This is a genomic window from Chitinophaga sp. CCNWYY40 (assembly GCF_037483205.1).
GTDB classification, from domain to species: Bacteria; Bacteroidota; Bacteroidia; order Chitinophagales; family Chitinophagaceae; genus Chitinophaga; species Chitinophaga ginsengisegetis.
This window is the reverse complement of the sequence record NZ_JBBHLF010000004.1, coordinates 596984-621373: the sequence shown is the minus strand read 5'-3', so window position 1 is coordinate 621373 and position 24390 is coordinate 596984. Positions and strand designations below refer to the sequence as shown.

Annotated in this window: 24 protein-coding genes; 11 read left to right on the top strand and 13 right to left on the bottom strand. The window is 47.2% G+C overall.

The annotated features are described in order from the left end of the window. Positions 1-84: 84 nt before the first annotated feature. Both V7S65_RS17250 and V7S65_RS17245 read left to right on the top strand, forming a co-directional pair. Positions 85-684 carry a methyltransferase domain-containing protein gene (locus V7S65_RS17250; protein ID WP_079469318.1) on the top strand — a complete coding sequence of 200 codons (600 nt, stop codon included), beginning with the start codon at positions 85-87 and terminating at the stop codon, positions 682-684. After that, the gene (locus tag V7S65_RS17245) at positions 666-1358 is read left to right on the top strand and encodes a rhodanese-like domain-containing protein (protein ID WP_336387405.1); all 693 of its coding nucleotides are present in this window, start codon (positions 666-668) and stop codon (positions 1356-1358) included. The genes V7S65_RS17250 and V7S65_RS17245 overlap by 19 nt, the downstream gene beginning before the upstream one ends. 57 nt (positions 1359-1415) lie before the next feature. Here V7S65_RS17245 and V7S65_RS17240 read toward each other — a convergent pair whose 3' ends face one another. Further along, positions 1416-2927 (bottom strand): carboxypeptidase M32, encoded by a 1512-nt coding sequence (locus V7S65_RS17240; protein ID WP_111576685.1) that lies wholly within the window; start codon positions 2925-2927, stop codon positions 1416-1418. Between the two features lie 60 nt (positions 2928-2987). Between V7S65_RS17240 and V7S65_RS17235 the strand changes: the two genes are divergently transcribed. From V7S65_RS17235 to V7S65_RS17215, 5 genes are all read left to right on the top strand, one after another. Further along, a complete protein-coding gene (locus V7S65_RS17235; RefSeq protein WP_079469315.1) occupies positions 2988-4082 on the top strand; it encodes a Nif3-like dinuclear metal center hexameric protein in 1095 nt (364 codons plus the stop codon). A 3-nt stretch (positions 4083-4085) separates the two neighbouring features. Beyond that, positions 4086-4838 (top strand): zinc ribbon domain-containing protein, encoded by a 753-nt coding sequence (locus V7S65_RS17230; protein ID WP_079469314.1) that lies wholly within the window; start codon positions 4086-4088, stop codon positions 4836-4838. A gap of 280 nt (positions 4839-5118) precedes the next feature. After that, positions 5119-6606, top strand: coding sequence for a tetratricopeptide repeat protein (locus tag V7S65_RS17225; RefSeq protein ID WP_336387404.1), 1488 nt, complete (start codon positions 5119-5121; stop codon positions 6604-6606). 32 nt (positions 6607-6638) lie between these two features. Further along, positions 6639-8294 (top strand): DNA repair protein RecN, encoded by a 1656-nt coding sequence (gene recN, locus V7S65_RS17220; protein ID WP_336387403.1) that lies wholly within the window; start codon positions 6639-6641, stop codon positions 8292-8294. A gap of 143 nt (positions 8295-8437) precedes the next feature. Continuing rightward, on the top strand, positions 8438-9250 hold the full coding sequence (locus V7S65_RS17215; RefSeq protein ID WP_079469311.1) for an enoyl-ACP reductase FabI: 813 nt from the start codon (positions 8438-8440) through the stop codon (positions 9248-9250). A 159-nt stretch (positions 9251-9409) separates the two neighbouring features. Here V7S65_RS17215 and V7S65_RS17210 read toward each other — a convergent pair whose 3' ends face one another. Next, on the bottom strand, positions 9410-9631 hold the full coding sequence (locus V7S65_RS17210; protein WP_012794455.1) for a DUF2795 domain-containing protein: 222 nt from the start codon (positions 9629-9631) through the stop codon (positions 9410-9412). Positions 9632-9731: 100 nt separating this feature from the next. Between V7S65_RS17210 and V7S65_RS17205 the strand changes: the two genes are divergently transcribed. Further along, positions 9732-10382, top strand: a complete 651-nt coding sequence (locus V7S65_RS17205) for an ABC transporter ATP-binding protein (RefSeq protein WP_079469310.1) — start codon at positions 9732-9734, stop codon at positions 10380-10382. On the opposite strand, the gene V7S65_RS17200 is transcribed toward V7S65_RS17205, so the two are convergent. The 3 genes from V7S65_RS17200 to V7S65_RS17190 are packed head-to-tail and all read right to left on the bottom strand — an operon-like array spanning position 10379 to position 14417. Further along, positions 10379-11278 (bottom strand): histone deacetylase family protein, encoded by a 900-nt coding sequence (locus tag V7S65_RS17200; RefSeq protein WP_336387402.1) that lies wholly within the window; start codon positions 11276-11278, stop codon positions 10379-10381. The genes V7S65_RS17205 and V7S65_RS17200 overlap by 4 nt on opposite strands. Further along, entirely contained in the window at positions 11275-11922 is a 648-nt protein-coding gene (gene pdeM, locus V7S65_RS17195; RefSeq protein ID WP_336387401.1) for a ligase-associated DNA damage response endonuclease PdeM, read from the bottom strand. Before pdeM ends, V7S65_RS17200 begins: the two co-directional genes overlap by 4 nt. A gap of 41 nt (positions 11923-11963) precedes the next feature. Continuing rightward, positions 11964-14417: a ligase-associated DNA damage response DEXH box helicase gene (locus V7S65_RS17190; protein WP_336387400.1), complete on the bottom strand. Its 2454-nt coding sequence runs from the start codon at positions 14415-14417 to the stop codon at positions 11964-11966. Between the two features lie 52 nt (positions 14418-14469). On the opposite strand from V7S65_RS17190, the gene V7S65_RS17185 reads away from it, so the two are divergent. Then, positions 14470-15795 (top strand): NCS2 family permease, encoded by a 1326-nt coding sequence (locus V7S65_RS17185; protein ID WP_336387399.1) that lies wholly within the window; start codon positions 14470-14472, stop codon positions 15793-15795. On the opposite strand, the gene V7S65_RS17180 is transcribed toward V7S65_RS17185, so the two are convergent. The 4 genes from V7S65_RS17180 to V7S65_RS17165 form a co-directional block, all read right to left on the bottom strand. Further along, positions 15796-16827, bottom strand: coding sequence for a S66 peptidase family protein (locus V7S65_RS17180; RefSeq protein WP_079470037.1), 1032 nt, complete (start codon positions 16825-16827; stop codon positions 15796-15798). A gap of 31 nt (positions 16828-16858) precedes the next feature. Continuing rightward, positions 16859-17254, bottom strand: a complete 396-nt coding sequence (locus V7S65_RS17175; protein WP_336387398.1) for an ester cyclase — start codon at positions 17252-17254, stop codon at positions 16859-16861. 62 nt (positions 17255-17316) lie between these two features. Further along, the gene (locus tag V7S65_RS17170) at positions 17317-18174 is read right to left on the bottom strand and encodes an AraC family transcriptional regulator (RefSeq protein ID WP_336387397.1); all 858 of its coding nucleotides are present in this window, start codon (positions 18172-18174) and stop codon (positions 17317-17319) included. Between the two features lie 206 nt (positions 18175-18380). Continuing rightward, positions 18381-18914 (bottom strand): ORF6N domain-containing protein, encoded by a 534-nt coding sequence (locus V7S65_RS17165; RefSeq protein WP_336387396.1) that lies wholly within the window; start codon positions 18912-18914, stop codon positions 18381-18383. A gap of 142 nt (positions 18915-19056) precedes the next feature. Here V7S65_RS17165 and V7S65_RS17160 point away from each other — a divergent pair, with 142 nt between their 5' ends. After that, positions 19057-19641, top strand: coding sequence for a hypothetical protein (locus V7S65_RS17160; RefSeq protein WP_336387395.1), 585 nt, complete (start codon positions 19057-19059; stop codon positions 19639-19641). On the opposite strand, the gene V7S65_RS17155 is transcribed toward V7S65_RS17160, so the two are convergent. The 3 genes from V7S65_RS17155 to V7S65_RS17145 all read right to left on the bottom strand — a co-directional run bounded on the left by V7S65_RS17155 (position 19619) and on the right by V7S65_RS17145 (position 21320). Then, entirely contained in the window at positions 19619-20128 is a 510-nt protein-coding gene (locus V7S65_RS17155; RefSeq protein WP_336387394.1) for a hypothetical protein, read from the bottom strand. The genes V7S65_RS17160 and V7S65_RS17155 overlap by 23 nt on opposite strands. A 67-nt stretch (positions 20129-20195) precedes the next feature. Beyond that, positions 20196-20801: a hypothetical protein gene (locus tag V7S65_RS17150; protein ID WP_336387393.1), complete on the bottom strand. Its 606-nt coding sequence runs from the start codon at positions 20799-20801 to the stop codon at positions 20196-20198. A 21-nt stretch (positions 20802-20822) separates the two neighbouring features. Beyond that, entirely contained in the window at positions 20823-21320 is a 498-nt protein-coding gene (locus tag V7S65_RS17145; RefSeq protein WP_079469299.1) for an Lrp/AsnC family transcriptional regulator, read from the bottom strand. 108 nt (positions 21321-21428) lie between these two features. Between V7S65_RS17145 and V7S65_RS17140 the strand changes: the two genes are divergently transcribed. Continuing rightward, positions 21429-22820, top strand: a complete 1392-nt coding sequence (locus V7S65_RS17140; protein ID WP_336387392.1) for an MFS transporter — start codon at positions 21429-21431, stop codon at positions 22818-22820. On the opposite strand, the gene V7S65_RS17135 is transcribed toward V7S65_RS17140, so the two are convergent. After that, positions 22785-24389 (bottom strand): ATP-dependent DNA ligase, encoded by a 1605-nt coding sequence (locus V7S65_RS17135; protein WP_336387391.1) that lies wholly within the window; start codon positions 24387-24389, stop codon positions 22785-22787. The two genes, V7S65_RS17140 and V7S65_RS17135, sit on opposite strands and share 36 nt — an antisense overlap. Position 24390: the final 1 nt, after the last annotated feature.

Genomic DNA, 24390 nt, shown 5'->3' with positions numbered 1-24390 from the left:
AAAATAGCAATAATGTTTGGAAAAGCGATGCATTTATGTATGTGGCTGAATGGCCGTAACTTAGCATAAAAAGGAATACCGGATATGGACAGTCAGTATTGGAATAACCGCTATCTTAAAGGAGATACGGGCTGGGATATGGGAGCGGTGTCTCCTCCCCTGAAAGAGTATATCGATCAGCTGGTAGACCGGGATATTCGTATACTCATTCCCGGTGGAGGCAACAGTTACGAAGCTGCTTACCTGGCGGGTCAGGCTTTTAGTGATGTAACGGTGCTGGATATTGCACCGGTATTGGTAGAACAGCTGCGAAAAACGTTTGCCCGTACCCGTGTGAAAGTGCTGGAAGAAGATTTTTTTGCCCATAAAGGCAGCTACGACCTGGTATTGGAACAAACATTTTTCTGCGCACTGCCGCCTTTTCTCCGGATGGATTACGTAGAACATATGTATTCGCTGATCAAGCCAGGCGGGCATCTGGCAGGGGTGTTGTTTAACCGTCATTTTACACAGGACGGACCGCCCTTTGGTGGTACTGAGGCGGAATACACAAAATTGTTTTCTCCCTTATTTGATATTAAAACGTTACAGCCCTGTTATAATTCTCATCCGGCCAGGCAGGGCACCGAGTTGTTTATTAATTTTATGCCGAAAATAAAGAAGATATGGGACGAGTTTTCTTAGCCATCATGTTGATGCTCACAGGCATTACCGCAATGGCACAACAGCAACAGGCGGTAGATGCTGCTGAATTTGATAAGGATATCCAACAGCCTGGTGTACAGGTATTTGATGTGCGTACCGCCGGGGAATTCAGTACCGGGCATTTGCCACATGCCTTACAGGCCGATTATACAAAGAAAGAAGAGTTTAAAGACCGGGTGCAATACCTCGACAAGAAAAAGCCCGTTTATATTTATTGCCTGAGTGGTGGCCGCAGCGCCGCCGCTGCCAGGTGGATGAGAGAAAACGGCTTTGTGAATGTAGTAGAGCTGGATGGTGGTATCAACGCCTGGAAGAGGGCCGGCAAGCAATTGGAAGGTGTTGCTGAGAAGAAGCCCCAGCTCAGTGTAGCTGATTATAATAAAGCGGTACAGGCAAAAGGATATGTGCTCACCGATGTGGGAGCCGCTTGGTGTCCTCCCTGTAAACAGATGGAGCCGGTGCTGGAAAAATTCTTCCAGAAACATCCGCAGGTAAAAAAGGTAGCGGTGGATGGTGGTAACGACCAGGATGTAATGAAATCTGTTGATGCAACCAAACTGCCTACTTTTATTTTTTATAAAGATGGGAAAGAAGTAGCACGGAAGCAGGGTGTGATGGAACTGGCGGAGCTGGAGAAGCTGGCGGGGTTATAATTGAGATATACACCAAATGATAGAAAAGTCCGGAACCATCGTTCCGGACTTTTTATTTTAGAAGCCATATATCCCGCCATATTTCCCTTTCGCATAGGTGAGGAACTCCCCAAACACCAGCTGTTTCCCTGTTACTTTCTCACATAATTCATTCGATGTATAAAACCTTCCAAACGGATGAACGTTGGTACGCAACCATTCCAGTAGCGGCTGATAATCGCCGCCGGCAATACGTGCATCTAAACCAGGCACCTGTTTTTGTGCAGCAGCAAAGAATTGGGCAGCATAAAAACTACCCAGCGAATAAGTAGGGAAGTAGCCAAAGCTGCCGTGCGACCAGTGGATATCCTGCAGTACGCCGTGTACATCATCGGGTACCGTTACGTGCAGGTATTGACGGTAGTATTCGTTCCAGGTGTGTTTCAGATCTTTTACATCGATGCTGCCGTCGATCAGTCCTTTTTCAATTTCATACCGGATCATGATATGGAAATGATAGGTCAGTTCATCTGCTTCTGTGCGGATGAGCGACGGTTGTACTTTATTGATGGCTTTATAGAAGGCATCCAGCGATACATTTCCGAGATTTTCGGGGAAGAGTTGCTGAAGGCGGGGATAATGATATTGCCAGAAGAGGAGGCTGCGGCCCACGTTGTTTTCCCATAGGCGCGACTGGGATTCATGGATGCCCAAACTGGTGGCTTCCCCGCAGGGAAGACCGTATTGTTCAGTGGGCAGCCCCTGTTCATAAAGGGCGTGGCCGCCTTCATGGATACAGCTCCAGGTCATGTTCCCAAAATCATTTTCATCGATGCGGGTGGTTACCCTTACGTCAAGTGGGTTGAAGCTGGTGGTGAAGGGATGCTCGGAAACATCCTGCCGGCCTGCTTTCAGATCGTATCCCATGTTTTCCAGCAGGGCAAGGCCAAATTTCCACTGTGCATCGCGGTTATAGTGCAGGTGCAGGAAATCCTTATTGATGGCGGGTTGCTGTTCTATTTGGGTGAGCAGCGGTGAAAGGGCGGTTTTCACTTCATTAAAAATGGTATCCAGCATACCGGTGTGGGCGCCTTTTTCATATTCGTTCAGGAGGGCATTGTAGGGATGTCCTTCATAGCCCAGGATATCCGTTTCCTGTTTCTTCAGCTCAATCATCCGGGCAAGCGCCGGGGCGAAAATGGAATAATCGTTGGCTTTGCGGGCTTTGATCCAGGCGTGATAGCTTTCGTTGGTCACTCTCGACATTTCGGCCACAAAGGCTGCCGGGTATTTTTTATTCTTTTCAAAGTCTTCTGTAGAAAGAATGATATTTTTTTGTTCTACCGGATCCAGCGTGGTATTACCTTTCAGGGCCTGGAGAATAGTTTCCAGTTCCGGGGCGGTGAATAGTTCGTGGGCAATAGAGCTGAGGGTGGTGATCTGCTGACCACGGAATCCGGCGCCTTTTTCCGGAAGATAGGTTTCCTGGTCCCAGCCAAGTACCGCCAGGGCATTTCTTACATCTGCAATTTTTTGCATTTTTATTTTGTAATCCGCATACTGTTCTGCTGTAGATTTGCTTCCGGGCATAAAAGATAATTTTTTGCAAATTTAGCAGATGCCACGAATGAACCATTAATTTTTGCAGATATGAAGATAAAAGAGATCATACAGGCCATCGAACAGTTTGCGCCTTTGCAGTACCAGGAGAGCTACGACAATGCCGGGCTTATTTTCGGGCGGGCAGATGTGGAGCTGACCAATGCGCTGCTTACGCTGGATGCTACAGAAGCTGTTATTGATGAGGCTATTGCAACGGGATGTAACCTGGTGATTGCCCATCACCCGATTGTTTTCGGGGGATTGAAGAAGATTAATGGAAATAACTATGTAGAGCGGGTGGCGATTAAGGCCATTAAACATGATATTGCCGTGTATGCGGCGCATACCAACCTGGATAATGTGCGGAACGGGGTGTGTGCGCAGATGGCGGCAAAGCTGGGGCTGGAACAAACGCGGGTATTGCAGCCTAAGCGGGGATTACTAAAAAAGTTATTCACATTTGTGCCTTCGGCGGATGTGGAAACGGTGAGGGCTGCTTTGTTTGAAGCGGGCGCCGGCCATATTGGCAATTACAGTGAATGTAGTTTTAACGGAGCAGGTGAGGGTACGTTTAAGGGAGCGGAAGGCACTGATCCTTATGTAGGTACGCCCGGAAAACGACATTTTGAGGCTGAAATAAAGTTGGAAGTAATTTTTCCGGTATATTTGGAAGGAAAAATTTTACAGGCGCTGTTGGGCAGTCACCCTTATGAAGAGGTGGCTTATGATGTGGTAAGCCTGGAAAATGCTTATCAGCAGGTGGGTTCGGGATTGATCGGTACCTTACCGGAGGCGATGGACGAGCTGGAATTTTTGCAGTTTGTAAAGGAGCAGTTCCGGACTGGTTGTGTGAAATATACCCCATTGAGGGGGCGTTCCGTAAAAAAAGTGGCGTTATGTGGGGGAGCAGGCAGTTTCCTGTTAAAGCAGGCGATAGCGGCCGGGGCAGATGCCTACATTTCGTCGGATTTCAAGTATCATGAATTTTTTGACGCTGACAATCAATTAATTATAGCAGATATCGGACATTTTGAGAGTGAGCAGTTCACAGTGGAATTATTTTATCATATATTGACCGAAAAATTCCGTAATTTTGCGCCTCTTAAATCTACGATTAAAACAAACCCGGTAAATTATTTATAATACATGGCAACCGTAAAAGAATACTCCGTTGAAGAAAAATTAGCGTCTGTACTCAGATTGCAAAAGATCGATTCCAAGCTGGATGGGATCCAGGTGTTGAAAGGGGAGTTGCCGATGGAGGTAAAAGACCTGGAAGACGAGATCGAAGGCCTGAACACACGTCAGTCTCACATTGAGAATGAAATGAAAGGTATACAAGACTTTGTTGCCAGCAAGAAAAACGCCATCAAAGAAGCGGAAGCGCTGATCAAGAAGTACGAGAAGCAGCAGGATAATGTGAAGAATAACCGTGAGTTCGAAGCCATCACCAAAGAAATGGAGATGCAGGCGCTGGAAATCAAGCTGGCTGAAAAGCATATCAAGGACGCTAACGAAGAGATCAAGGAAAAAAGCCGCGTACTGGAAGTAGCCAAGAAAGCGGTAGCAGATAAAGAAGCGAACCTGAAGCACAAGAAAGGCGAACTGGAAAAGATCATCGGCGAAACAGATAAAGAAGAGAAAGCATTCCGCAAAGAAAGTGAAGATGCTAAAACCAAGGTAGATCCCCGCTTATTGCAGGCTTACGAGAAAATCCGTAAGAACTACCGCAACGGTTTGGCGGTGGTAACTGTAGAGCGTGATTCCTGCGGTGGCTGCTTCAATGCAATTCCTCCTCAGCGTCAGGCAGAAATCCGTCAGCACAAAAAGATCATCGTTTGTGAGCACTGCGGACGTATCCTGGTGGATAACGACCTCGAAGCAACTGTGACTATCTGATTATAGTCTATCAGCGATAAACATTTAAAGGACATCTTCGGATGTCCTTTTTTTATTGGTGTATGTGCATAAAAAAATATACTAATTTATTTAGTTTTGTTTTACTAATTATATTAGCTTTGTGTACATTGCCGTTGCGCAGGTACCTTGCGTAGTAGTTCTTTTATTTTGTGGCAGGGATTTAGCTAAACAATACAACTTTTAAAAAATGTGAAGTGTTATTTGGGATTTGGAAGATGTTATGAGAGATTTGGCCTTTAATTTTGGAATTTTTCCCCGTATGCGTATTGTTTTTTCTTTGTTGTTATTGTTGAGCGTAGGATTTAACGTGAACGCCAGGCAGAAAGTATTTGATTTTAACACCCGCTGCGAGCAGGCATATGATGCCATCATGCAGTTGAGGTTAAACACCGGCAGGGCTTTGCTGGAAGCAGAGAAAAAAGAGCACCCGGATAACCTGGCGCCTTATTTCCTGGATAACTATGCGGATTTTTTCCCGCTCTTCTTTAATGAAGATCCTGCAGAGTATTCAAAAAAAAGGAGCCTGCGGTCTTTCCGGTTGAATAAAATGGCGGAAGGTTCCCCGGATTCTCCTTATTACCTGTATACGCAGGCTGCTATCAAATTCCAGTGGGCCCTGATCAAAATAAAGTTTGATGAGAAATGGGACGCTACCTGGGAAATCCGGAAAGCATATATGATGCTGAAAGAGAACCAGCAACGGTTTCCGGGCTTTGTTCCCAATAACCTGCTGCTGGGCGCCATGCAAACGGTGTTCGGAACCATTCCCGAAGGTTATAAGTGGATCACCAATATTCTCGGCCTTAAAGGCAGTATGAAAGAAGGGATGGCGAATGTGAACAAGTTCATTGAGAGCAATGCGCCGGAAGCAAAAATGTTCCGGGAAGAATCTTACTACTATTATTGCTACCTGATGTTGTTTATTGTGAATAAACCGGAAGAAACGTGGGAATTCTTACAAAGAAAACAACTGGATACTAAAAATAACTACCTGTTTGCTTTAATGGTGGCAAACCTTTCTTTGAACAACCAGCGGGCTGCTACCGGCATAAAAGTACTGCAGGAGCGGAATGATACAGCGGAGTATGCAGACATGCAGTATTACAATTATGTAATGGGATTACTGAAATTAACGAGGCTGGATCCGGATGCACACATTTACCTGGAACGGTTTGTCAGTAATTTTAAAGGCAAGTTTTATGTGAAAGAGTGTTTGCAGCGACTCAGCTGGTACTATTACCTGGAAGGGAACCAGACCACGGCAGATAAATACCGGGCCATGATCCTGACGAAAGGCGGTGTGGAAACGGATGCGGACAAACAGGCACTGAAAGAAGCCAAAACCGGCAAATGGCCCAACCCGTTCCTGTTGAGAGTACGCCTGTTGAGTGATGGCGGATATTTCAACAAAGCGCTGGCATTGCTGCTCACAAAAAAAGCAGCCGAATTCCCGGCGATGGAAGATAAACTGGAATATGCCTACCGTTTGGGTCGCATTTATGATGAAAGCGGGCAAGACGATCAGGCCATAGCCATGTACGAAGTAACCGTGAAAGTGGGCAGCAACAGGCCGGAATATTATGCGGCACGGGCTTCCCTCCAAATGGGTTACATTTATGAAAAGAGAAATGAAAAAGCCAAAGCCATAGAATGTTATCAGCGTTGTCTGAACATGAAAGGCCACGATTATAAAAATTCCCTTGACCAGCGCGCCAAAGCAGGCATGCAGCGGGTAAACGGAACCTGAGCTTTCAACATCATAAAGGAATTTCCTTACTTATGTTACAGCGATTAACCATCAAGAATTACGCAATTATCGATCACCTGGAAGTAGACTTCTCAGGGAACCTGAACGTGATCACCGGAGAAACCGGTGCAGGTAAATCCATCCTCCTCGGAGCCCTTTCCCTGATACTGGGAGAAAGAGCAGATCCCGGAGTATTGTTCGATAAAACAGGCAAATGCATCATAGAAGGGCTCTTTAAAGTAAAGAAATCACAGATCGCTACTTTCTTCCAGGAACACGAACTGGACCTGGAAGATCAGCTGATTATAAGAAGAGAAGTGAGCGCCACCGGTAAATCCAGGGCGTTTGTGAATGATACGCCGGTGAACATCTCCCAGCTGGCAGAACTCAGCGGTTACCTGGTAGACCTCCATCAACAGTTTGACACACTGGCGCTCGGTAACGCCGATTTTCAACGGGAAGTGATCGATGCCCTGGTCAACAAACCTGCCGAACTGCAACAGTACCACCAGGGATTTATTCAGTACACACAGGTGCAGAAGAAATACAAACAACTGCTGGATAACCGCGACAACGCCAACAAAGAGCTGGACTATAACCGCTTCCTGCTCGATGAACTGGCAGAAGCAGGTTTCAATCCCAACGAAATAGAAGACCTGGATGCAGAACTGCAAACATTAAGTCACGCAGAAGAAATAAAGAACACCCTGAACCGGGTGTATTTTCAGCTGAAGGAAGACGAACAGCCCATCCTTCAACAGCTGAAACAGCTGCAGTCGTCGCTGCAGGCCTTATCCGCCTTTCATAAAGACATGCCCGCGGTATCTGAACGCCTGTTATCCACTTACCTCGAGCTACAGGATATTGCCGGAGAAGTGGAAAGCATCAACGACCATGTACAATACGACGCGCAACGGATAGAGCTGGTGAATGAAAGAATGGCGCTGGGATACCGTTTATTCAAGAAACACGGTGTACAAACCACTGCCGAACTACTGGCCATAAAAGAAGTGCTGACCCAAAAGGTAGAGGATGTGCTGAACCTGGATGAACAGCTGGCATCGCTGGAGCTGGAACAAACCCGGCTGAAAGAAAGTCTGCAGAAAGCGGCGGCTATCATCACCGGGCATCGCCAGGAACAGGCCGGTCCTTTTGAAAAACACGTGAATGCTTTACTGGCGCAGGTAGGCATGCCCAATGCACGCCTGAAAGTAGACATCATCCCCGGAGATCTCAATTCATACGGACAGGATACCATCGAATTCCTGTTTGACGCCAATAAGAGCAACCAGTTTGCACCGGTGGGCAAAGTGGCGTCCGGCGGGGAATTGAGCCGTATTATGTTATGTATTAAATCGCTGGTGGCACAGTCGGTAGCGCTGCCTACCCTGATCTTTGATGAAATTGATACCGGTATTTCGGGAGAAGCTGCCCGCCAGGTGGGTGTTATATTGAAAGATCTTGCCAAATCGCACCAGATCATCTGTATTACCCATCAGCCGCAGATAGCCGGGAAAGCAGATGCGCACTACTTCGTATATAAAGATGCCAAAGCGGATAAAGTTACTACCAGCGTACGTTTGCTGTCGCAGGATGAGCGGGTGAATAAAATTGCTCAGATGTTGAGCGGAGAACGGCCTACTGCTGCAGCGCTGGAGAATGCCCGCGAAATGCTGGCTGTACATTAATAACTGCTATCTCATTATAGCTGTTAGCCTTTAGCAGGCTGCATTTGGTTAACGGGCAACCGTCTAAATGCTGGTCGCTGATAGCTAACAGCTTTTTTTTTCAACTATAACGACTATTTTTGCCGAAATTAATTTTTGACCAAATGGCTCATAACTTATTAAAAGGGAAGAAAGGTATCATCTTTGGCGCACTGGACGACAAATCTATTGCCTGGAGAACTGCACTGCGTTGCGTGGAAGAAGGCGCTGAAATTGTGCTTACCAATGCCCCTATTGCCCTGCGTATGGGTGAGATCAACAAACTGGCGGAAACCTGTAAAGCACCTGTTATTCCGGCTGATGTTACCAATATGGATGATCTGGCCAACCTGTTCAACAAATCTATGGAGCACTTTGGTGGTAAGATCGACTTCGTTCTCCACTCCGTAGCAATGGGTATGAACATCCGTAAAGGCAGAAGCTATACCGACCTGGATTACGATTTTAATCACAAAACATTTGATATCTCTGCGATGTCTCTGCACCGTGTTCTGCAAACCGCTTACAAGCTGGATGCGTTGAACGAATGGGCATCTGTTATTGCATTGTCTTATATCGCGTCTCAGCGTGTATTCCCTGACTATGGTGAAATGGCTGATGCCAAAGCCCTGCTGGAATCAATTGCACGCAGCTTCGGTTATCACTACGGTACCCACAAAAAAGTACGCGTAAACACCATCTCCCAGTCGCCTGTTAAAACCACTGCTGGTGGCGGCGTGAAAGGTTTCGATGGCTTTATGTCCTATGCAGAGAAAATGAGCCCGCTGGGTAATGCCACTGCAGACGAGTGCGCTAACTACGCCGTAGCCATGTTCTCCGACCTCACCAAAATGGTGACCATGCAGAACCTGTTCCACGACGGAGGTTTCTCCTTCACTGGTGTTTCCAAACCAGTGATCGACCAGATGGAAAAATAGATCAGTCATTTATGGAGCCTGGCGATGTTGCAGATATGAGAGGTTAATCTCTGCAACATCGCCGGATCTCCGAATACCAAAATAAAAGCCGCTTCCTTATCAGGAGCGGCTTAGTAATTATTTGTCATAGTTGAACGGGAGTACGGTCAGCGATACGGGCTAATATTCATCCTCATTAAAGAAGAAGTCATCCTGCGACGGATAATCAGACCAAATATCTTCAATCCCCTCATAAATTTCCCCCTCATCCTCCAGCTCCTGAAGGTTCTCGATTACTTCGATCGGTGCACCGGAGCGAATGGCGTAGTCGATAAGTTCGTCTTTAGTAGCTGGCCATGGAGCGTCCTCCAGGTATGAAGCTAATTCTAATGTCCAGTACATCTTATTAAAATTTTTACTTTTTAATTTTTCGCAAAAGTATTATTTAATTTGAAATAAACAACTTTTACTATTTTATCGGTTAATTACTTTTCTTTGGGTTATGCTAACCGCTCGCAATGTTACCAAAAATTATTCCAATTTACCCATATTAAAAGGGGTAGACATTACTGTCAGTAAGGGAGAGATTGTAACCATCGTAGGTTCCTCCGGAGCCGGCAAGAGTACCTTGCTGCACATTCTCGGAACCCTCGATACGCCCACTGCCGGCGAAGTATGGCTCAATGATGTCAATCTGACCGGTTTAAAGGGAAACACCCTGGCCGATTTCAGGAACCGTCATATTGGCTTTATTTTCCAGTTCCATCACCTGCTGCCGGAATTCACTGCCCTCGAAAATGTTTGTATTCCCGGTTATATTGCCGGCACCCGCAAAAGCCAGGTAAAAGAAAAAGCCGTTTTCCTGCTGGAAACCCTTGGGCTGAAAGACCGGCTGGAGCACAAACCCAACGCCCTCTCCGGCGGAGAACAGCAAAGAGTGGCTGTGGCACGCGCGCTCATCAATGATCCGGACGTGGTAATGGCCGACGAACCAACCGGTAACCTCGACTCCCGCAACGCCCGGGAACTGCACCATCTTTTCATGGAGCTGCGCGATAAACTGAAGCAAACCTTTATTATTGTTACGCACAATGAAGAACTGGCGCCTATGAGCGATCGCCAGCTGGTAATGAAAGACGGGAAAATTATTTAGCCGTAAATACGGATGCCTGCCTTAAAAGTATTGCAGTGCGCATTTACAATATCACGGATATGGGTGGAATAGCCTCCTCCCATGGCCACCGCGCAGGGGATGTGATGTTTTTTCAGTGAATGAAAAACCATTTCATCCCGCTCCAGGCAGCCCTGTTGCGTTACTTTCAGCTTCCCGAACTTATCCGTTTCCAGGATATCCACCCCCGAAAGATAAAAAACGAGGTCCGGTTTTACCCGGTTAATCAGCACCGGCAAGGCTTCTTCCAGTAATTGCAGGTATGTGCCGTTATCCATACCATCCGCCAGGGGAATATCCCAGTCGGATGTTTCTTTATGAAAAGGGTAATTGTGCGCGCCATGCATGCTAAACGTATATACATGCGGGTTACCGGCAAACAGCGCCGCGGTGCCATTGCCCTGGTGCACGTCGAGGTCTATCACCAGCGCCTGTTTGATCCGTTGCCGGTGCAGCAGGTAATTGGCGGCTACGGCAAAATCGTTGAGCAGGCAGAAACCTTCCCCATGATCGGCAAAAGCGTGGTGGGTGCCGCCAGCCACATTAAAACCAATACCATGATCGAGTGCATGCAGCGAAATGTCTATGGTGCCCTGCGTAATCACTATTTCCCGTAAGGTAAGCGCAGGAGATTGGGGGAAGCCAATTTTCCGCTGTTCGCGTGGCTCCAGTGTCTGATCCCTCAGCTTATGCCAGTACCCGGGGGTATGTGTTAAAAGAATAGTTTCTTCCGTAGCCGGCGCAGGGGCAAATAATTGGGCAGGGGTAATAACGCCTTCCCGCAGCAGCTGGGCCGGTATCAGCTCGTACTTGAGCATCGGGAAGCGATGATCGGCGGGCAAAGGATGGGTGTATATATCGTGACTGGCAATTTTCATTGTGCGCGTATAATCGTTTTTCCGGCTATTACAAAGACTGGATCCCTTTCTTCCGGGTCGAGGCTGGCCGAACCGGTAAAGTGGCCGAATGCGGGTAAAATGCCGCAATGCCGGCCAAAATAGAAACAGGGTAAACGCAGCCGTTGCCTGCCGGCTCCATGCATCACGAAAGCCGGGTGCAGGTGCCCGGAAAAAGTATAGGCGAAGCCATTGTTATCTTCACAAGGCTCATGGATAAAATGAATGTTACGCAAAGTAAGCGCAGGGTGTACATTGATCTGCAGTTCCTCGTACACGGCATCGGGCATAATATCATGATTGCCTTTCACCAGGTCAAAGGAGATCCGGGAAAATTGCTGCCGCCATAATTTGAAATAATGCACTTCGTTGTTCTCCCGGCTATGGAACATGTCTCCCACTATGATGATCCTGTCGGGCAGGAACTGGGTGATCAGCTGCTGCAGCCGGAACAGATCTTCCTGTACAATGCCCGCCGGCACGGCAATCCCTGCCTTGCGAAAATGAGCTGCTTTCCCCAGATGCAGATCTGAAAGGATCAGCGCTTTCTCTTCTTCCCAGAAAATCGCCCGCTGGGGTGATAAATGCCAATGCTGCTCCTGAAAGTGAAATATTTCCGCGACCACTGAATCAACTGTTTTTTAATGAGGTGCAAATTAGAGATTTCTTAACCGTTCACCGTGATCAATTTTTTGATCCGGTCTTCCAGCTTTTCGCTGGTCATGGTGTCACGCAAACTGTCCACTTTAATCGGGAAGCAGAAGGGTGTGAGCTTTTGTGGGGTGGTGATCACGATCCTGCTTACCGCGATGCGCTCCAGCGTTTCCCTTAAACGGGCTTCTTCCATCTGGTAAAAAAAGGCTTCGTTGAAAGCCTGCTTCAGCAGCAGGTTTTGCGGGTCGTAGTCTTTGAACACGTTAAACAACAGCGAGGCAGAGGATTGCAGGTGACGGTTAGCCTTGTGTTTACCGGGATAACCCTGGAATATCAAACCGGCTATCACCGCAATGTCGCGGAATTTTCGCCGGGCCATTTCGGTGGAGTTAACACTGGTTTGCAGTTCCACGAGCAGGTTTTCGGTAGAAAAAAGCTGTTTGGCGTTTTCGGCTGTCAGCGGAATAGGCTGGTCAGATAACAACTCGAAGCCATAGTCATTCATGGCGATGGAAAAAGTAATAGGCTGGATACGGCTGATCCGGTAGGCCAGCAGCGCCGCCATTACTTCATGTACCAGCCGTCCTTCAAAAGGATATACGAAAAGATGATAACCGTCTTTGGTGGCTATCTGTTCAATCAGCAACTCATTGGCCTTTGGAATATGCGACAGTTCTTCCTGCAGGTTGAACAGCGGCTGTAAAGCAATCAGCTCAGGGTCTTTTGTGTTCCTCGACAGGGCTTCATTGAATTTTTCGCGCAGCATGCGTCCCAGGTTGGAAGAGAGGGGAATACGGCCGCCCTGGTAGCTGGGAACAATTGATCTTTTGGAATTTGATTTGCGGACCAGTACTGTCATGTCCTTGATGAGGATAAATTCCAGATTGCGGCCCGCCAGTGTAAAGGAGTCGCCGGGCGAGAGGCGGGAAATAAAACCTTCTTCGATTACGCCGATATAGCCGCCACTCATGAACTTTACTTTGAGCATGGCATCGCTCACGATAGTGCCTATATGTAAACGGTGACGCATTGCCATCATCCGGCTGCGGCAGATGTAGAAATTCCCTTCCCGTTCTACTTTTTTGAATTCATCATAGCTGCCCAGTGCATCGCCGCCGGTAGTGAGGAAGGAGAGGAGCCACTGCCAGTCATCTTCCGTAATATGCTGATAGCAAAAGGTATGGCGTACTTCTTCCCATATTTCATGGGCATGAAAGCCATCGGATACTGCCAGCGTCATCAGGTATTGCAATAATACATCGTAAGCGAGTAACACCGGCATCCGGCTTTCTATAAGATCCTGTTCCATAGCGGCTTTCAGCGCGGCCGCTTCTACCAGTTCCAATGCGTGGGTAGGCAGGAAGAAAATTTTACTGATGGCTCCGGGTTGATGCCCGCTACGGCCGGCCCTTTGCAGGAAACGGGCCACTCCTTTCGGACTGCCCACCTGTATAACGCTGTCTACCGGCCGGAAATCCACGCCAAGATCCAGGCTGGCAGTACATACCACCGCCTTCAGGATACCGTTGTGCAGCGCTTCTTCCACCCATATGCGCAGCTCCATATCTATAGAGCCGTGATGCAAGGCCAGCGCACCCGCCAGCATGGGATCTTCGCGGAGAAGGGCCTGGTACCATAACTCCGACTGCGACCGGGTATTGGTAAATATCAGCGTGGTTTGGCTGTCGTTGATAATGGGTAATGCCTGCGGCAGCATTCTGATACCAAGATGTCCTGCCCACGGATAATTTTCTATCTCATGGGGGATCACACTTTTCAGGGCGATATTCTTTTTCAGTTTGGCGCGGATAATAAGGCCATCGCTATGATAGGGGCCCAGCAATACTTCCAGCGCTTCATCGAGGTTGCCGATGGTTGCGGAAATACCCCATACTTTCAGCCGGTCTTTGCATAGTCCCCTCAGCCGGCTGAGGCCCAGTTCCACCATTACGCCGCGTTTACTACCTATCAGCTCATGCCATTCATCCACCACTACGGTGTGCAGGTGTTTAAACACGGCGGGATATTCTTTTTGCGCCAGCAGCAGGTGCAGGCTTTCCGGTGTAATGATGAGTACTTCCGGCATCTGCTTTTTCTGTGCTGCCCGCGTTGCAACAGGTGTGTCGCCACTGCGGATGCCTACCTGCCAGGGAACATTGAGTTCCTGCAGTGCGCTTTCCATCGCCCTGCCCAGGTCTTTGGCCAACGCGCGCAATGGCGTTATCCACAATAGCTGTAAACCGTTTTTTGTTTTATGGGAATAGTCTTTCGGGTGGGCATCTATCCAGCCGATAACGGCCCCCAGGAACAGGGAAAAGGTTTTTCCGAAACCCGTAGGCGCATTCACGATTCCCGATTTGCCCTGCAGATAAGCTTTCCAGGCATCTTCCTGGAATTTGAAGGGCTTCAGTTCTTTTTCGCCCAACCAGTTATTAATCACTTTCCATCCACCCGAACGTTGTTGCATAGGAATGAAATTAGGATAAAATGATAAATCGTGAAACGCTTATTTTTGCATTATGCTCGCAAAATTTTTCCGGCTCTCCGAACATCACACTACTGTTAAGAAAGAAGTACTGGCAGGGTTAACCACCTTTTCCACGATGGCGTATATCCTGGCCGTTAATCCAAGTATCCTGTCGCGCACAGGAATGGATTTTAATGCGCTGATCACCGCTACCGCCCTGGCCGCTGCCATTGGCACATTGGTGATGGCATTATATGCCAGGCTGCCTATCGGCGTGGCGCCGGGAATGGGACTGAATGCATTTTTCGCTTACACCATTGTTTCCTCTATGGGCTACAGCTGGCAGTTTGCGCTTACTGCCGTTTTCCTGGAAGGCATTATTTTTATTTTTTTGTCGATGTTCAGGATCCGGGAGGCGATCATCAACAGCATACCGGAGAACCTGAAGCATGCTATTTCGGTGGGTATCGGGTTATTGATTGCATTGATAGGTATGGCCAACGCAGGCATCATTGAAACGGGTATGCATCATGTGGGAGATGGAAAACTGGATGGCGTGATCCTGAAAATGGGCGATGTTACCAGCATCGGCCCCCTGATTGCGTTGATAGGACTGATCGTCAGCGCAGTGCTGATGTACCGGAATGTGAATGCGGCATTGCTGATCGGTATCCTGGCTGCTACAGTAGTAGGTATTCCGCTGGGCATTACGCATTTGCCGGCCAACGGCCAGCTGGTAAGCCTGCCGCCTTCGCTGGCGCCGGTAGCGTTTAAGTTGCAATTCGATAAAATATTCACCCTGGATATGGTGATGATCCTGTTTACGTTGCTGATGGTAAACCTGTTTGATACGGTGGGTACGCTGATCGGTCTTTGTAATAAGGCAGGACTGCTGGATGAGAAAGGCCGCTTACCCCGCGCCAAACAGGCTTTGATGGCCGATGCCGTAGGCACTACTGCCGCGGGTTTATTAGGTACCAGCGTAGTAACGGCGTATGTGGAAAGTGCCAGTGGGATTGCTGCTGGTGGAAAAACCGGTTTAACTGCGCTTACGGTAGCCGTCATGTTCCTGCTCTCCCTGTTTTTTGCCCCGGTTTTCGCTATGATTCCGCAGGCGGCCACAGCGCCCGCTTTGATTATTGTAGGTATGCTGATGATGGGAGCTGTTACCAAAATAAACTTCAATGATGTAACAGAAGCCATTCCCGCATTTTTAGCTATCGTGATGATGCCATACAGCTATAGCATAGCAGAAGGGATTGTGTTTGGTATGTTGTCTTACGTATTACTGAAAGTATTAACCGGGCAATATAAAAGTATCAGCCCGGTCATGTATGTACTGGCCGTGTTGTTTATCATCACTTTTTTTGTGAAGTAATTATTCCTTTAACGTAACGGTGTCGTCGCCTACGTAGAGGCTATGCATCATACCGCATTTAAGGGCATAGTTATTTTTCTGATGTCCTACGGGAAAATTAAAACATACCGGGAAATTAAAATCCTTCACCTTTTCCAGTACCATATCGTATACGGTTCTGCCAAATTCTTCACCGGGATCATCGGGCTTGATCCGGTTAAACCCGCCAATGATCAGACCTGCGAGGTTATCGAGTTTATGTGAGCGCTGCAGGGTGCCCAACATACGGTCAAGGCTATACGGATATTCGCCTACTTCTTCCAGGAACAGGATCTTTCCATTGGTATCAATTTCGGAATTGGTACCCGACATGCTTTGAATAATAGAGAGGTTACCACCCGTGAGCACACCTCTTGCTTTCCCTTTCCGGTTGCGGGTATCCGGCAAAGCGCTGTACTGCATCTTTTTGCCTGTAAGCGCCTGGTAGATAGACATGATGGTATCCTGGATAACGGGTTCCGCTTTTCCGAAATCGTCCGGGAAGCTGTTGCACATTTTTGAATGCAGGGAAGCTATGCCAAAGTGCCGGCCAATGTGGCAATGCAGTACGGTGGCATCGCTGAATCCAATCACCCATTTGGGTTTCCGCTGAAAGCGGGAGAAGTCGAGTTTATCAACAATCCGTGCAGTACCATAACCACCCCGGCCACACATGATGGCTTTGATATCATCATCGTTCAGCATGGCCTGTAAATCCGCCAGCCTTTCCGCGTCGGTACCGCCGAAACTGTAGTCGCGGTCACCCACGGTTTTGCCTATACGAATATTAAACCCCCAGCTTTCCATAATCCGGATTGCCGGTTGGATCTCATCCCTGTTGATATATCCTGCGGGGCAGGTGATACCAATGATGTCGCCGGGTTTGAGATAAGGAGGAACAAGCGGTTCCTTCTTATCTGAAGGTGTGGCCAATCCAATGCCGGCGAGTGTTTGCAGCGCCGGTAGCCCGGCGCCGGTGGTAATAAGAGCAGACAAAAAGTGTTTGCGGTTCATACGCTTAAAATAAGCATATTTCAGCAAATAATCAGGTGGTGATCATTTCGCGGATAGACCAGTGAGCAACGTATTGCCCTTCTTTCAGCTGTATGATATCAATAATACGCAGGGTTGCTTTTTTGCCTGTGGGCGCCTGTCCCATAAAGGGCGCGGTGAAAGTGCCTGTAAATGCTTTATGGGTTACTACTTTGTCATCTTCTGCTATCATATCAAAAATTTCCAGCTGAAGATCCGGCAACGCAGGATGTAATAACTGTAAGATAAAATCGCGGGTAGCATAGCGGTCGTTGCTGCCGGCAGGTGCGGTATGGTTAATAAAGTCCGCCGCTACTATTTCTTCAAAAGCCTGCAGGTTGCCTTTTACCAGGAATTCTTCATTGAAGCGTTTTACCACTGCCTTATTCTTTTCAGATAATGTTTGCATATTTTTCTTTTTTACAGATGCAAAATTATCCCGGAATACTTACGGTCAATAACGGAAAAAGCTCAGATGATAGCCTTTTTGGTTCTTACATGATTGGGTGTAATGCCATACGTTTGTTTGAAGATGCGGATGAAGTGAGAGGTGCTCTCAAAGCCGCATGCAATGGCTATTTCAGCCACCTGCTGCGTAGTGGTTTCCAACAGGGTGTGTGCGAAGGACAGTCGCTGCTCATTGATCCACCGGCGGGGTGACGACTGGTACTGCTGCTGAAAATCGCGCTTGAAGGAAGCCAGGCTGCGGCCGGACAGCCTCGCCATTTCTGCGAGTGTAATGGGCTGAAACAGGTGCTGCTTTACAATAAAGGCAATATCCTGCGGCTGTGCATATACGATCTGTTGCATAAAGGCAAGCACAGCAGCATGTTGCGGCGTAGCCAGCAATAACAGGAATACTTCGTATAGTTTTACAGATAATAACGCCGCCAAAGTGGAAGGCTCCTGCGTAAAGTAAGCCGTATAATGTTCCGAGAAAGCCTCCAGCAACGGGGTGATGGGTAATGTAAGGTGAATGGTGGCAGTAGCTTTTACAGGTGTTACGTAATTGTATTTATGCAGGAACCTGCGCAGTTGTTCATCTGAAAAATATAACAGCAAACTTTGAAATTGTATTTCTTCCCTCACGTAGTCGGACATCACATAAAATCCACGTTTCATCAACAATATGGAACCTGCCTCTACTTTTACGGTATGCTGATCGAAATGCAATAGTTTGTGTCCCGCCAATACAAATATCATCACGTTTTCTGTCAGGAATATGGTGCGTTTATCAGCCTTACTCCTTTGCTTTAGCATGGCGAAGTGGGTGTTGCCTGCTTTGAGGATCTGTTGCCCGTTTTGGTCTTTGGGAAATTTGAGTAACATGGGGTAAAGGTACGGCATTTCCTTTTTGTGAATGTAGGATACCGATGGAAGCATTTATGGAAGATAGTTGTTAAAATATTTGCCATTTATTGTGGGAAATATTTCAGCTCAATTCGGGACGCAGTGCGTCCCGAATTGGCAATAGGTGTCCGTTTCTCAGTGTTTAATCCTGGGCCTGAAAAGAATTTTACAAAGGTGATTGACTCTTATTTATGTCGTATAAAACCAATCTGTACCCGTGGCTCCTGTGGAGAATTTAGCAATTGTTTTAGATATTCAAAGACTAATGTTATCTGTTCATCATGCCCAGATACCCGCTTTTCCATCTGTTCCAGTTTTAACAAGATGTCTTTGTTTGTTAATACCATTTCCCGCATCCGGGTAAAGATGCGGACAATCTGGATATTTACAGCGATAGCTCTGTCACTGTTCAGAATGCTGGCCAGCATCACTGCACCATGTTCTGTAAAGGCATATGGCAGGTTCGGTGAGAATTTCAGACTTTTAAGGTGGTCGCATTTTGCGACCACCTCTTCCTTTTCACTCGTTGTTAATTGAAACATAAAGTCATCCGGGAAGCGTTTCATATTACGTTTTACCTGTTCATTCAATCGCTTTGTAGGTACACAATATAACTCAGCAAGGTCTTTATCGATCATTATCCTTTTATTTCTTATGAGCAATATTTTGCTCATAATCGATTCGTCTGCTAAGGTTACTTCACAATTGGTTTTGGCCATTATTGATAACTTTTAGCATTCAACATCTAATACACCTGTGCGTGTTTTAAAGTCCTATGCTTCTTTTCGTTTTTAACCTTCTCCCCATAAAATACGTTACTATACTGGCAGCATTTTTGAACTCATCTCCCAAACAAAAACTATGCGTCTCCTCATAATTTTCTTATCACTCCTATCCGCTACTTCCGCAGCCTTCGCCCAAAAGAGCGCCTGGCTGATCACTCCTGGAAAGTCTATCGGGCAAATAAAACTTGAAGCCCCGGCCCAGAGTCTGTCAGTATTAGGAAAACCGGACGGCGGCGATGCCGCTATGATGAAAGCCTGGCGAATCTGGTACAGCCGCAGGAAAGATAACAGCATCGATTCATCGCATATGCTGGCGGTATTCACCGCTATGCGTACGCAGGATACGCAATATGTAAAACAGATCCGCGTAAATTCGCCGAAGTTCAGAACCAATAAAGGCGTAGGACCAGGAAGTACCATTGCTGCCATCAAAAAGGCGTATCCTGGTATTGAAAAAGCACAGGCTTATGAATCCGCTAATAAAGCCAGGAAGATTGTAGTATATGAAGATAAGAAACAGGGAATTGCTTTTGAAACAGCAAACTCACGTAGCAGGAAACCCGTATGCTCTATGGTCGTTGTTTTTGATCCGGGAGAATCTGCTGCCGGCTACCTCGATTTTCACGCAGGATTTGATCTTATGAACCCTGTGGCGCCGTAATTCTTCGCCTGTCCTCCTTTTTTTTCTTCCTCATTTCACGGTCCAGTTCGTGGTAATATTCCCTGGGGTGTTCATAATGACGCCTCTCCCGGTGCTGATGAATACGGATGCCGATATTATACAGCAACGACATGCTAAAGATGCCTTTGACATCAGGATTATTGTTACTGAAATTAAACATGTAAGAAGATTGAAGGCTCCAGGAAGAATTACCCATCGGGAAATTGATCCTGCCATCCAGCACCAGGCCATGCGCATGCACTTCTGTGGTATCTATACCAGGACCGGGATCTACCTCGCGCCGGCCATTGTGTGCAGCATAACCTGCTCCAATGGAATAACCCATATATTTATAGCTACGTGGAGTGGCAGCATTGCCGAAAGTATAATTAACCGTAACGGGCACATTTACCATCCATCCTGGCCGTATAGGCCCGGGTCCTCCGTATCCCTTGTCAGTACTATAGTCATAATAAGAAGGCCCCATTGTCATAGATTTAAAACGGACCAGTTAGATAACAGGTTACAGTAAGTGGCGATTTTTCTATGTCATTTTATCTTGTACCCCTGATCCGCACACCAATGTTATAATCGATACCAATACCGGCAATGCCAGGAATGTCGGGGTTATATCGATTGTTATTAAAGAGATAAGAAAAGCGGATACCCAATGAATGATTGCTGACGGGTAGTCTTATTCCTGCACCCAGCGCTATTCCGGATACATGCACCTGGTTGGTGGTTACTTCTTCATCATCTACAAATTCTACACTACGTGTGGAATTATGAAATCCATAACCTGCGCCCATAAAAAAGCCCCACTTTGTGAAAGCTTGTTTGGTGGCGGCATTGCCGTAGTTCCAGGTTAACAGGAATGGTATATTTGCCATGAAGATGCTGGTGGAGTTACCACCGGTATTGCTGTTGTAATTATCGCCGATAGAAGTACCAACACCAATGTGTGCGCCTGCCGACAGTGTAGACCTATCGGAGAAACAAATTACATTTAAACGGGGAGAATATACGATGCTGCCACCGAGAAAGTTATTGCAGGAAAACAAGCCACCGCCTATTGCGTGGGAAAATAACCGTGATTGGGCCTGAGCCGCAACAGATATTAAAAAGCATCCTGCACACAGTAACGCGTATAGTCGGAACATAGGTATTGAAAATAATTGGCGTTAAAACACTACCTGGTGCGTAGCTTTAATCACTGAAATTACAAATATACTTTGTGTATGACTCAGATTATCTAACTCACCCAGTTTGTTCACATAAAATTCACGGTACTCATCCATATCCTTTACCTGCACTTTGATCATAAAGTCGAACTCACCGGAAATATTCAGGCACTCCGTTACTTCCGTGAAACCGAGTATTTCCTGGATGAATTTCTTCCCACACTTTTTATTATGTTCTTTCAGGGTGATGTAACATAAAACAGTGAGACTCTTATTAATCTTCCTGGGATCCACAATCGCTGCATATTGTTTGATAACGCCTGCCTGCTCCATTTTCCGGATGCGTTCGTACACGGGAGTAGTGCTGAGATTCAGTTGACGTGCAATATCCCGGATGGTCATTTTTGCGTCCTGCTGTAATAACTTCAGGATGCCCAGATCCTTCTCATCGAGGTTCAATTGTATATCATCCGTATTATTTTCTTTTTTGCTTGCCATCAAGATAGGTGTTTGGAACAAATATCTAATTTATTGTTAGATAATAGTCTTTTGTTCCAAATTTTTAAGAATTAAATTCCTTTTGAGATGTTTTAATAGGTTTGTGCCGTGAAAAAGGAACGAATCATATTAACAGTAGCCTGCATGGCTATCTTCTTTGAAGCACTGGATGTATCTGTGCTCAACATGGCGATTCCGCAGATGGAATCATTTTTTCATTTTGGTGCAGCCGCTATTCAATGGATACAAACCGTGTATGTTTTATTTTACGCCGGACTGGTATTGCTCGGCGGCCGGCTGGCAGATACCATAGGAAGAAAGAAAGTATTTGTAACAGGCGCCTGCTGTTTTGTGTTAGCGTCACTGGCTGCCGGGTTTTCCATGAACTTCACCTGGTTGCTGGTATGCAGGGCCCTGCAAGGCGCTGGTGTGGCGCTGGCTATTCCGGCTGCAATGGCTATTATCACCAATACATTTAAAGAACCGGTAGCAAGGAACCGCGCCTTCGGAATTTTCGGCGCTACTGCGGGAATCGGGTTTGCCACAGGTCTTGCTATAGGCGGGTTAATCAGCAACTATCTCGGCTGGCAATGGGTGTTTTTTATTAATGTACCGGTAATAGGACTGGCAGTGATCCTGGCAATTGTATACATTCCGGCAGATGAAAAAGCCGTGGTGAGACCTGCGCATAACCTGCTCAGCGCATTATTGATTACCGGCCTCATGATGCTGGCCGCGTGGCTGATCCACGACCTCGGTAATATCGCCCACCACTATACGAAATATGGCCTGTGGTTATTGTTGTTCCTCGCAGCCGGTATATTTTTTATACGCCGTGAACGCGTACACCCGTCACCGTTAGTAGATTTCGAACTGTTCCGGTTACATGGGGTGATCACCGGGAACATAGGAGCAGTAATACTTGGCAGTATCTTTCTGAGTTATATTTTTATGCTCACCATATACCTGCAGCAGGATCTGCATTTCACGTCTTCACAGGCGGGCTTGTTATTATTTCCCTTTAGTGTTTTATCAGGCGTTGTTTCAAAATTTATATTGCCACACTTGTTTGGTAAACTGGGTGTGGTAAAAACAGGCATGCTGGGAAATGCTTTTATGGGATGTGGTATACTCTTTTTTATCGCCAGCTACTTTACGGATTATACATTGTTGTTTATTTTTTGCGCAGTAGCTTGTATCAATTCATTTGGTATGGCTATTACTTTTCCGTGCGTAACTATCCTGGCGGTGCAGTCGGTGCCGGAGCCACAGCAGGGGCTTGCTTCGGGTATCAACGGCACAGCCAATGCGTTAGGTAGCGGGCTGGGCCTGTCTTTGACAGGATTGATCATGCAGCTGGCGGCAACGAAAGGCTGGAGCAGTTATGGCGCGGGATTAACAATGCTGGCAATTATTGCATTGGCAGCTATTATACAGCTGCTGGTGTTTTACCGCCGTAGTCAATCAGCCGTTGGTGTTGTAACCGTTCACCCGCAATAGTTCTTTCAGGTCTTCTAACGTATTGATTTCAGCTACCGGTTTATCTTTCCTCCACCGGTTAATGCGGGGAAAACGCAGTGCTACGCCTGATTTGTGGCGGTTAGATTCAGCAATGCCTTCGAAGGCGATTTCAAATACCAACTCCGGCTGCACGGTTCTTACGGGGCCAAATTTTTCAATAGAGTGGCGTTTGATCCAGTTATCCACTTCCGCAATTTCTTTATCCGTCAGGCCGGAATACGCTTTGGTAAAGGCTACCAGCTGTTCGCCATCTTTTACTGCGAAGGTGTAATCGGTATATAAATTTGAACGACGGCCATGACCTTTCTGCGCGTATATCATTACGGCATCTATAGTCAGCGGGTCTATCTTCCACTTCCACCAGTCGCCGCGCTTACGGCCAACCTGGTAGGGAGCTATCTTTTTTTTGAGCATAAGCCCTTCGCTGCCTTTATCGCGTGATTGGAGCCGCAGTTGCGTTAGTTGATCCCAGCTGTCAAAAATAATTTCCGGCGACAGCTGCAATACGGGCGCTTGTGTATTTTGCACGAGTATTCCCAACAGGGCGCGGCGCTCTGCCAGTGTTTTTTCGCGGATATCTGTTCCTTCCCATTCCAGCAGATCGTAGCTCAGGAATATAACCGGGGCTTCCTGGAGTTGTTTGCGGGTCACATTTTTGCGGCCTATCCTGGTTTGCAGCGTTTGAAAGGGTAGTGGCAAACCATTGGCAAAGGTGAGTATTTCTCCGTCCAGTACGGTACCATCCGGTAAGGCTGCGGTTAATGGTGTGAACTCCGGAAATTTTTCAGTGATCAGTTCCTCTCCCCGCGACCATACAAATAGTTGTCCTTCCCGCTTGATGATCTGTCCGCGGATACCATCCCACTTCCATTCCGCCTGCCAGTCTTTTTCCGGACCCAGTGTTTCCGGTAGTCCTTCCAATGCATAAGCGAGGTAAAAAGGATAGGGCCGGGAAGCATCTGCGCCGGTGGTATGCTGATGCAGCAGTTCTTCGATCGTTACATTATGCGGATCCCAGTTGCCGCTGATCATATGAGAAAGGGTGGCGGGTTCAATGTGGTATGTTTGGGCGAGGGCGTTCACCATCATTTTCTGCGACACGCCTATACGAAATCCGCCGGTGATCAGCTTGTTGAATACAAACCTCTCGCCGTTATCGAGTGCATCCCATGCCTGCAAAATAAAAGCCTTTTTGGTTTCTTCGGTTGCTTTCTCCAGTTGTTGCAGCTGTTCCAGCCAGTAATGCAGGGGAGCCGCTATGGGAGTGGTGCGTGGCGGCAGCAATAGTGCAATGGTTTCTGCGAGGTCGCCTACGGTGTGATAACATTCATCAAAAAGCCAGTCGGATAGCCCGGTGGCCTGCATGCACCAGGTTTTCAGCTGTGTACTGTTGACCGTCCGTTTAGGCCGGCGCCCTGAAAAGAGCGCCAGCACCCATGTTTTATCTTTATCCGGCGCTGTGGCAAAGTATTGGCTCAGCGCCCCCAGCTTCTCGTTGGTTTTGGTGCTGTTGCTTAATAATTGTACCAGTTCAGCAAATTGTTGCACG

Bases quoted from the DNA above. Each gene is read 5' to 3' on its own strand.
- V7S65_RS17190 (WP_336387400.1), bottom strand. From the start codon at position 14,417: ATGCAACAACGTTCGGGTGGATGGAAAGTGATTAATAACTGGTTGGGC.
- V7S65_RS17205 (WP_079469310.1), top strand. From the start codon at position 9,732: ATGCTAACCGCTCGCAATGTTACCAAAAATTATTCCAATTTACCCATA.
- V7S65_RS17155 (WP_336387394.1), bottom strand. From the start codon at position 20,128: ATGGGGCCTTCTTATTATGACTATAGTACTGACAAGGGATACGGAGGA.
- V7S65_RS17230 (WP_079469314.1), top strand. From the start codon at position 4,086: ATGGCAACCGTAAAAGAATACTCCGTTGAAGAAAAATTAGCGTCTGTA.
- V7S65_RS17180 (WP_079470037.1), bottom strand. From the start codon at position 16,827: ATGAACCGCAAACACTTTTTGTCTGCTCTTATTACCACCGGCGCCGGG.
- V7S65_RS17145 (WP_079469299.1), bottom strand. From the start codon at position 21,320: ATGGCAAGCAAAAAAGAAAATAATACGGATGATATACAATTGAACCTC.
- V7S65_RS17160 (WP_336387395.1), top strand. From the start codon at position 19,057: ATGCGTCTCCTCATAATTTTCTTATCACTCCTATCCGCTACTTCCGCA.
- recN (WP_336387403.1), top strand. From the start codon at position 6,639: ATGTTACAGCGATTAACCATCAAGAATTACGCAATTATCGATCACCTG.
- V7S65_RS17185 (WP_336387399.1), top strand. From the start codon at position 14,470: ATGCTCGCAAAATTTTTCCGGCTCTCCGAACATCACACTACTGTTAAG.
- V7S65_RS17210 (WP_012794455.1), bottom strand. From the start codon at position 9,631: ATGTACTGGACATTAGAATTAGCTTCATACCTGGAGGACGCTCCATGG.
- V7S65_RS17225 (WP_336387404.1), top strand. From the start codon at position 5,119: ATGCGTATTGTTTTTTCTTTGTTGTTATTGTTGAGCGTAGGATTTAAC.
- V7S65_RS17150 (WP_336387393.1), bottom strand. From the start codon at position 20,801: ATGTTCCGACTATACGCGTTACTGTGTGCAGGATGCTTTTTAATATCT.
- V7S65_RS17165 (WP_336387396.1), bottom strand. From the start codon at position 18,914: ATGGCCAAAACCAATTGTGAAGTAACCTTAGCAGACGAATCGATTATG.
- V7S65_RS17250 (WP_079469318.1), top strand. From the start codon at position 85: ATGGACAGTCAGTATTGGAATAACCGCTATCTTAAAGGAGATACGGGC.
- V7S65_RS17200 (WP_336387402.1), bottom strand. From the start codon at position 11,278: ATGAAAATTGCCAGTCACGATATATACACCCATCCTTTGCCCGCCGAT.
- V7S65_RS17240 (WP_111576685.1), bottom strand. From the start codon at position 2,927: ATGCCCGGAAGCAAATCTACAGCAGAACAGTATGCGGATTACAAAATA.
- V7S65_RS17175 (WP_336387398.1), bottom strand. From the start codon at position 17,254: ATGCAAACATTATCTGAAAAGAATAAGGCAGTGGTAAAACGCTTCAAT.
- V7S65_RS17215 (WP_079469311.1), top strand. From the start codon at position 8,438: ATGGCTCATAACTTATTAAAAGGGAAGAAAGGTATCATCTTTGGCGCA.
- V7S65_RS17235 (WP_079469315.1), top strand. From the start codon at position 2,988: ATGAAGATAAAAGAGATCATACAGGCCATCGAACAGTTTGCGCCTTTG.
- V7S65_RS17245 (WP_336387405.1), top strand. From the start codon at position 666: ATGGGACGAGTTTTCTTAGCCATCATGTTGATGCTCACAGGCATTACC.
- V7S65_RS17170 (WP_336387397.1), bottom strand. From the start codon at position 18,174: ATGTTACTCAAATTTCCCAAAGACCAAAACGGGCAACAGATCCTCAAA.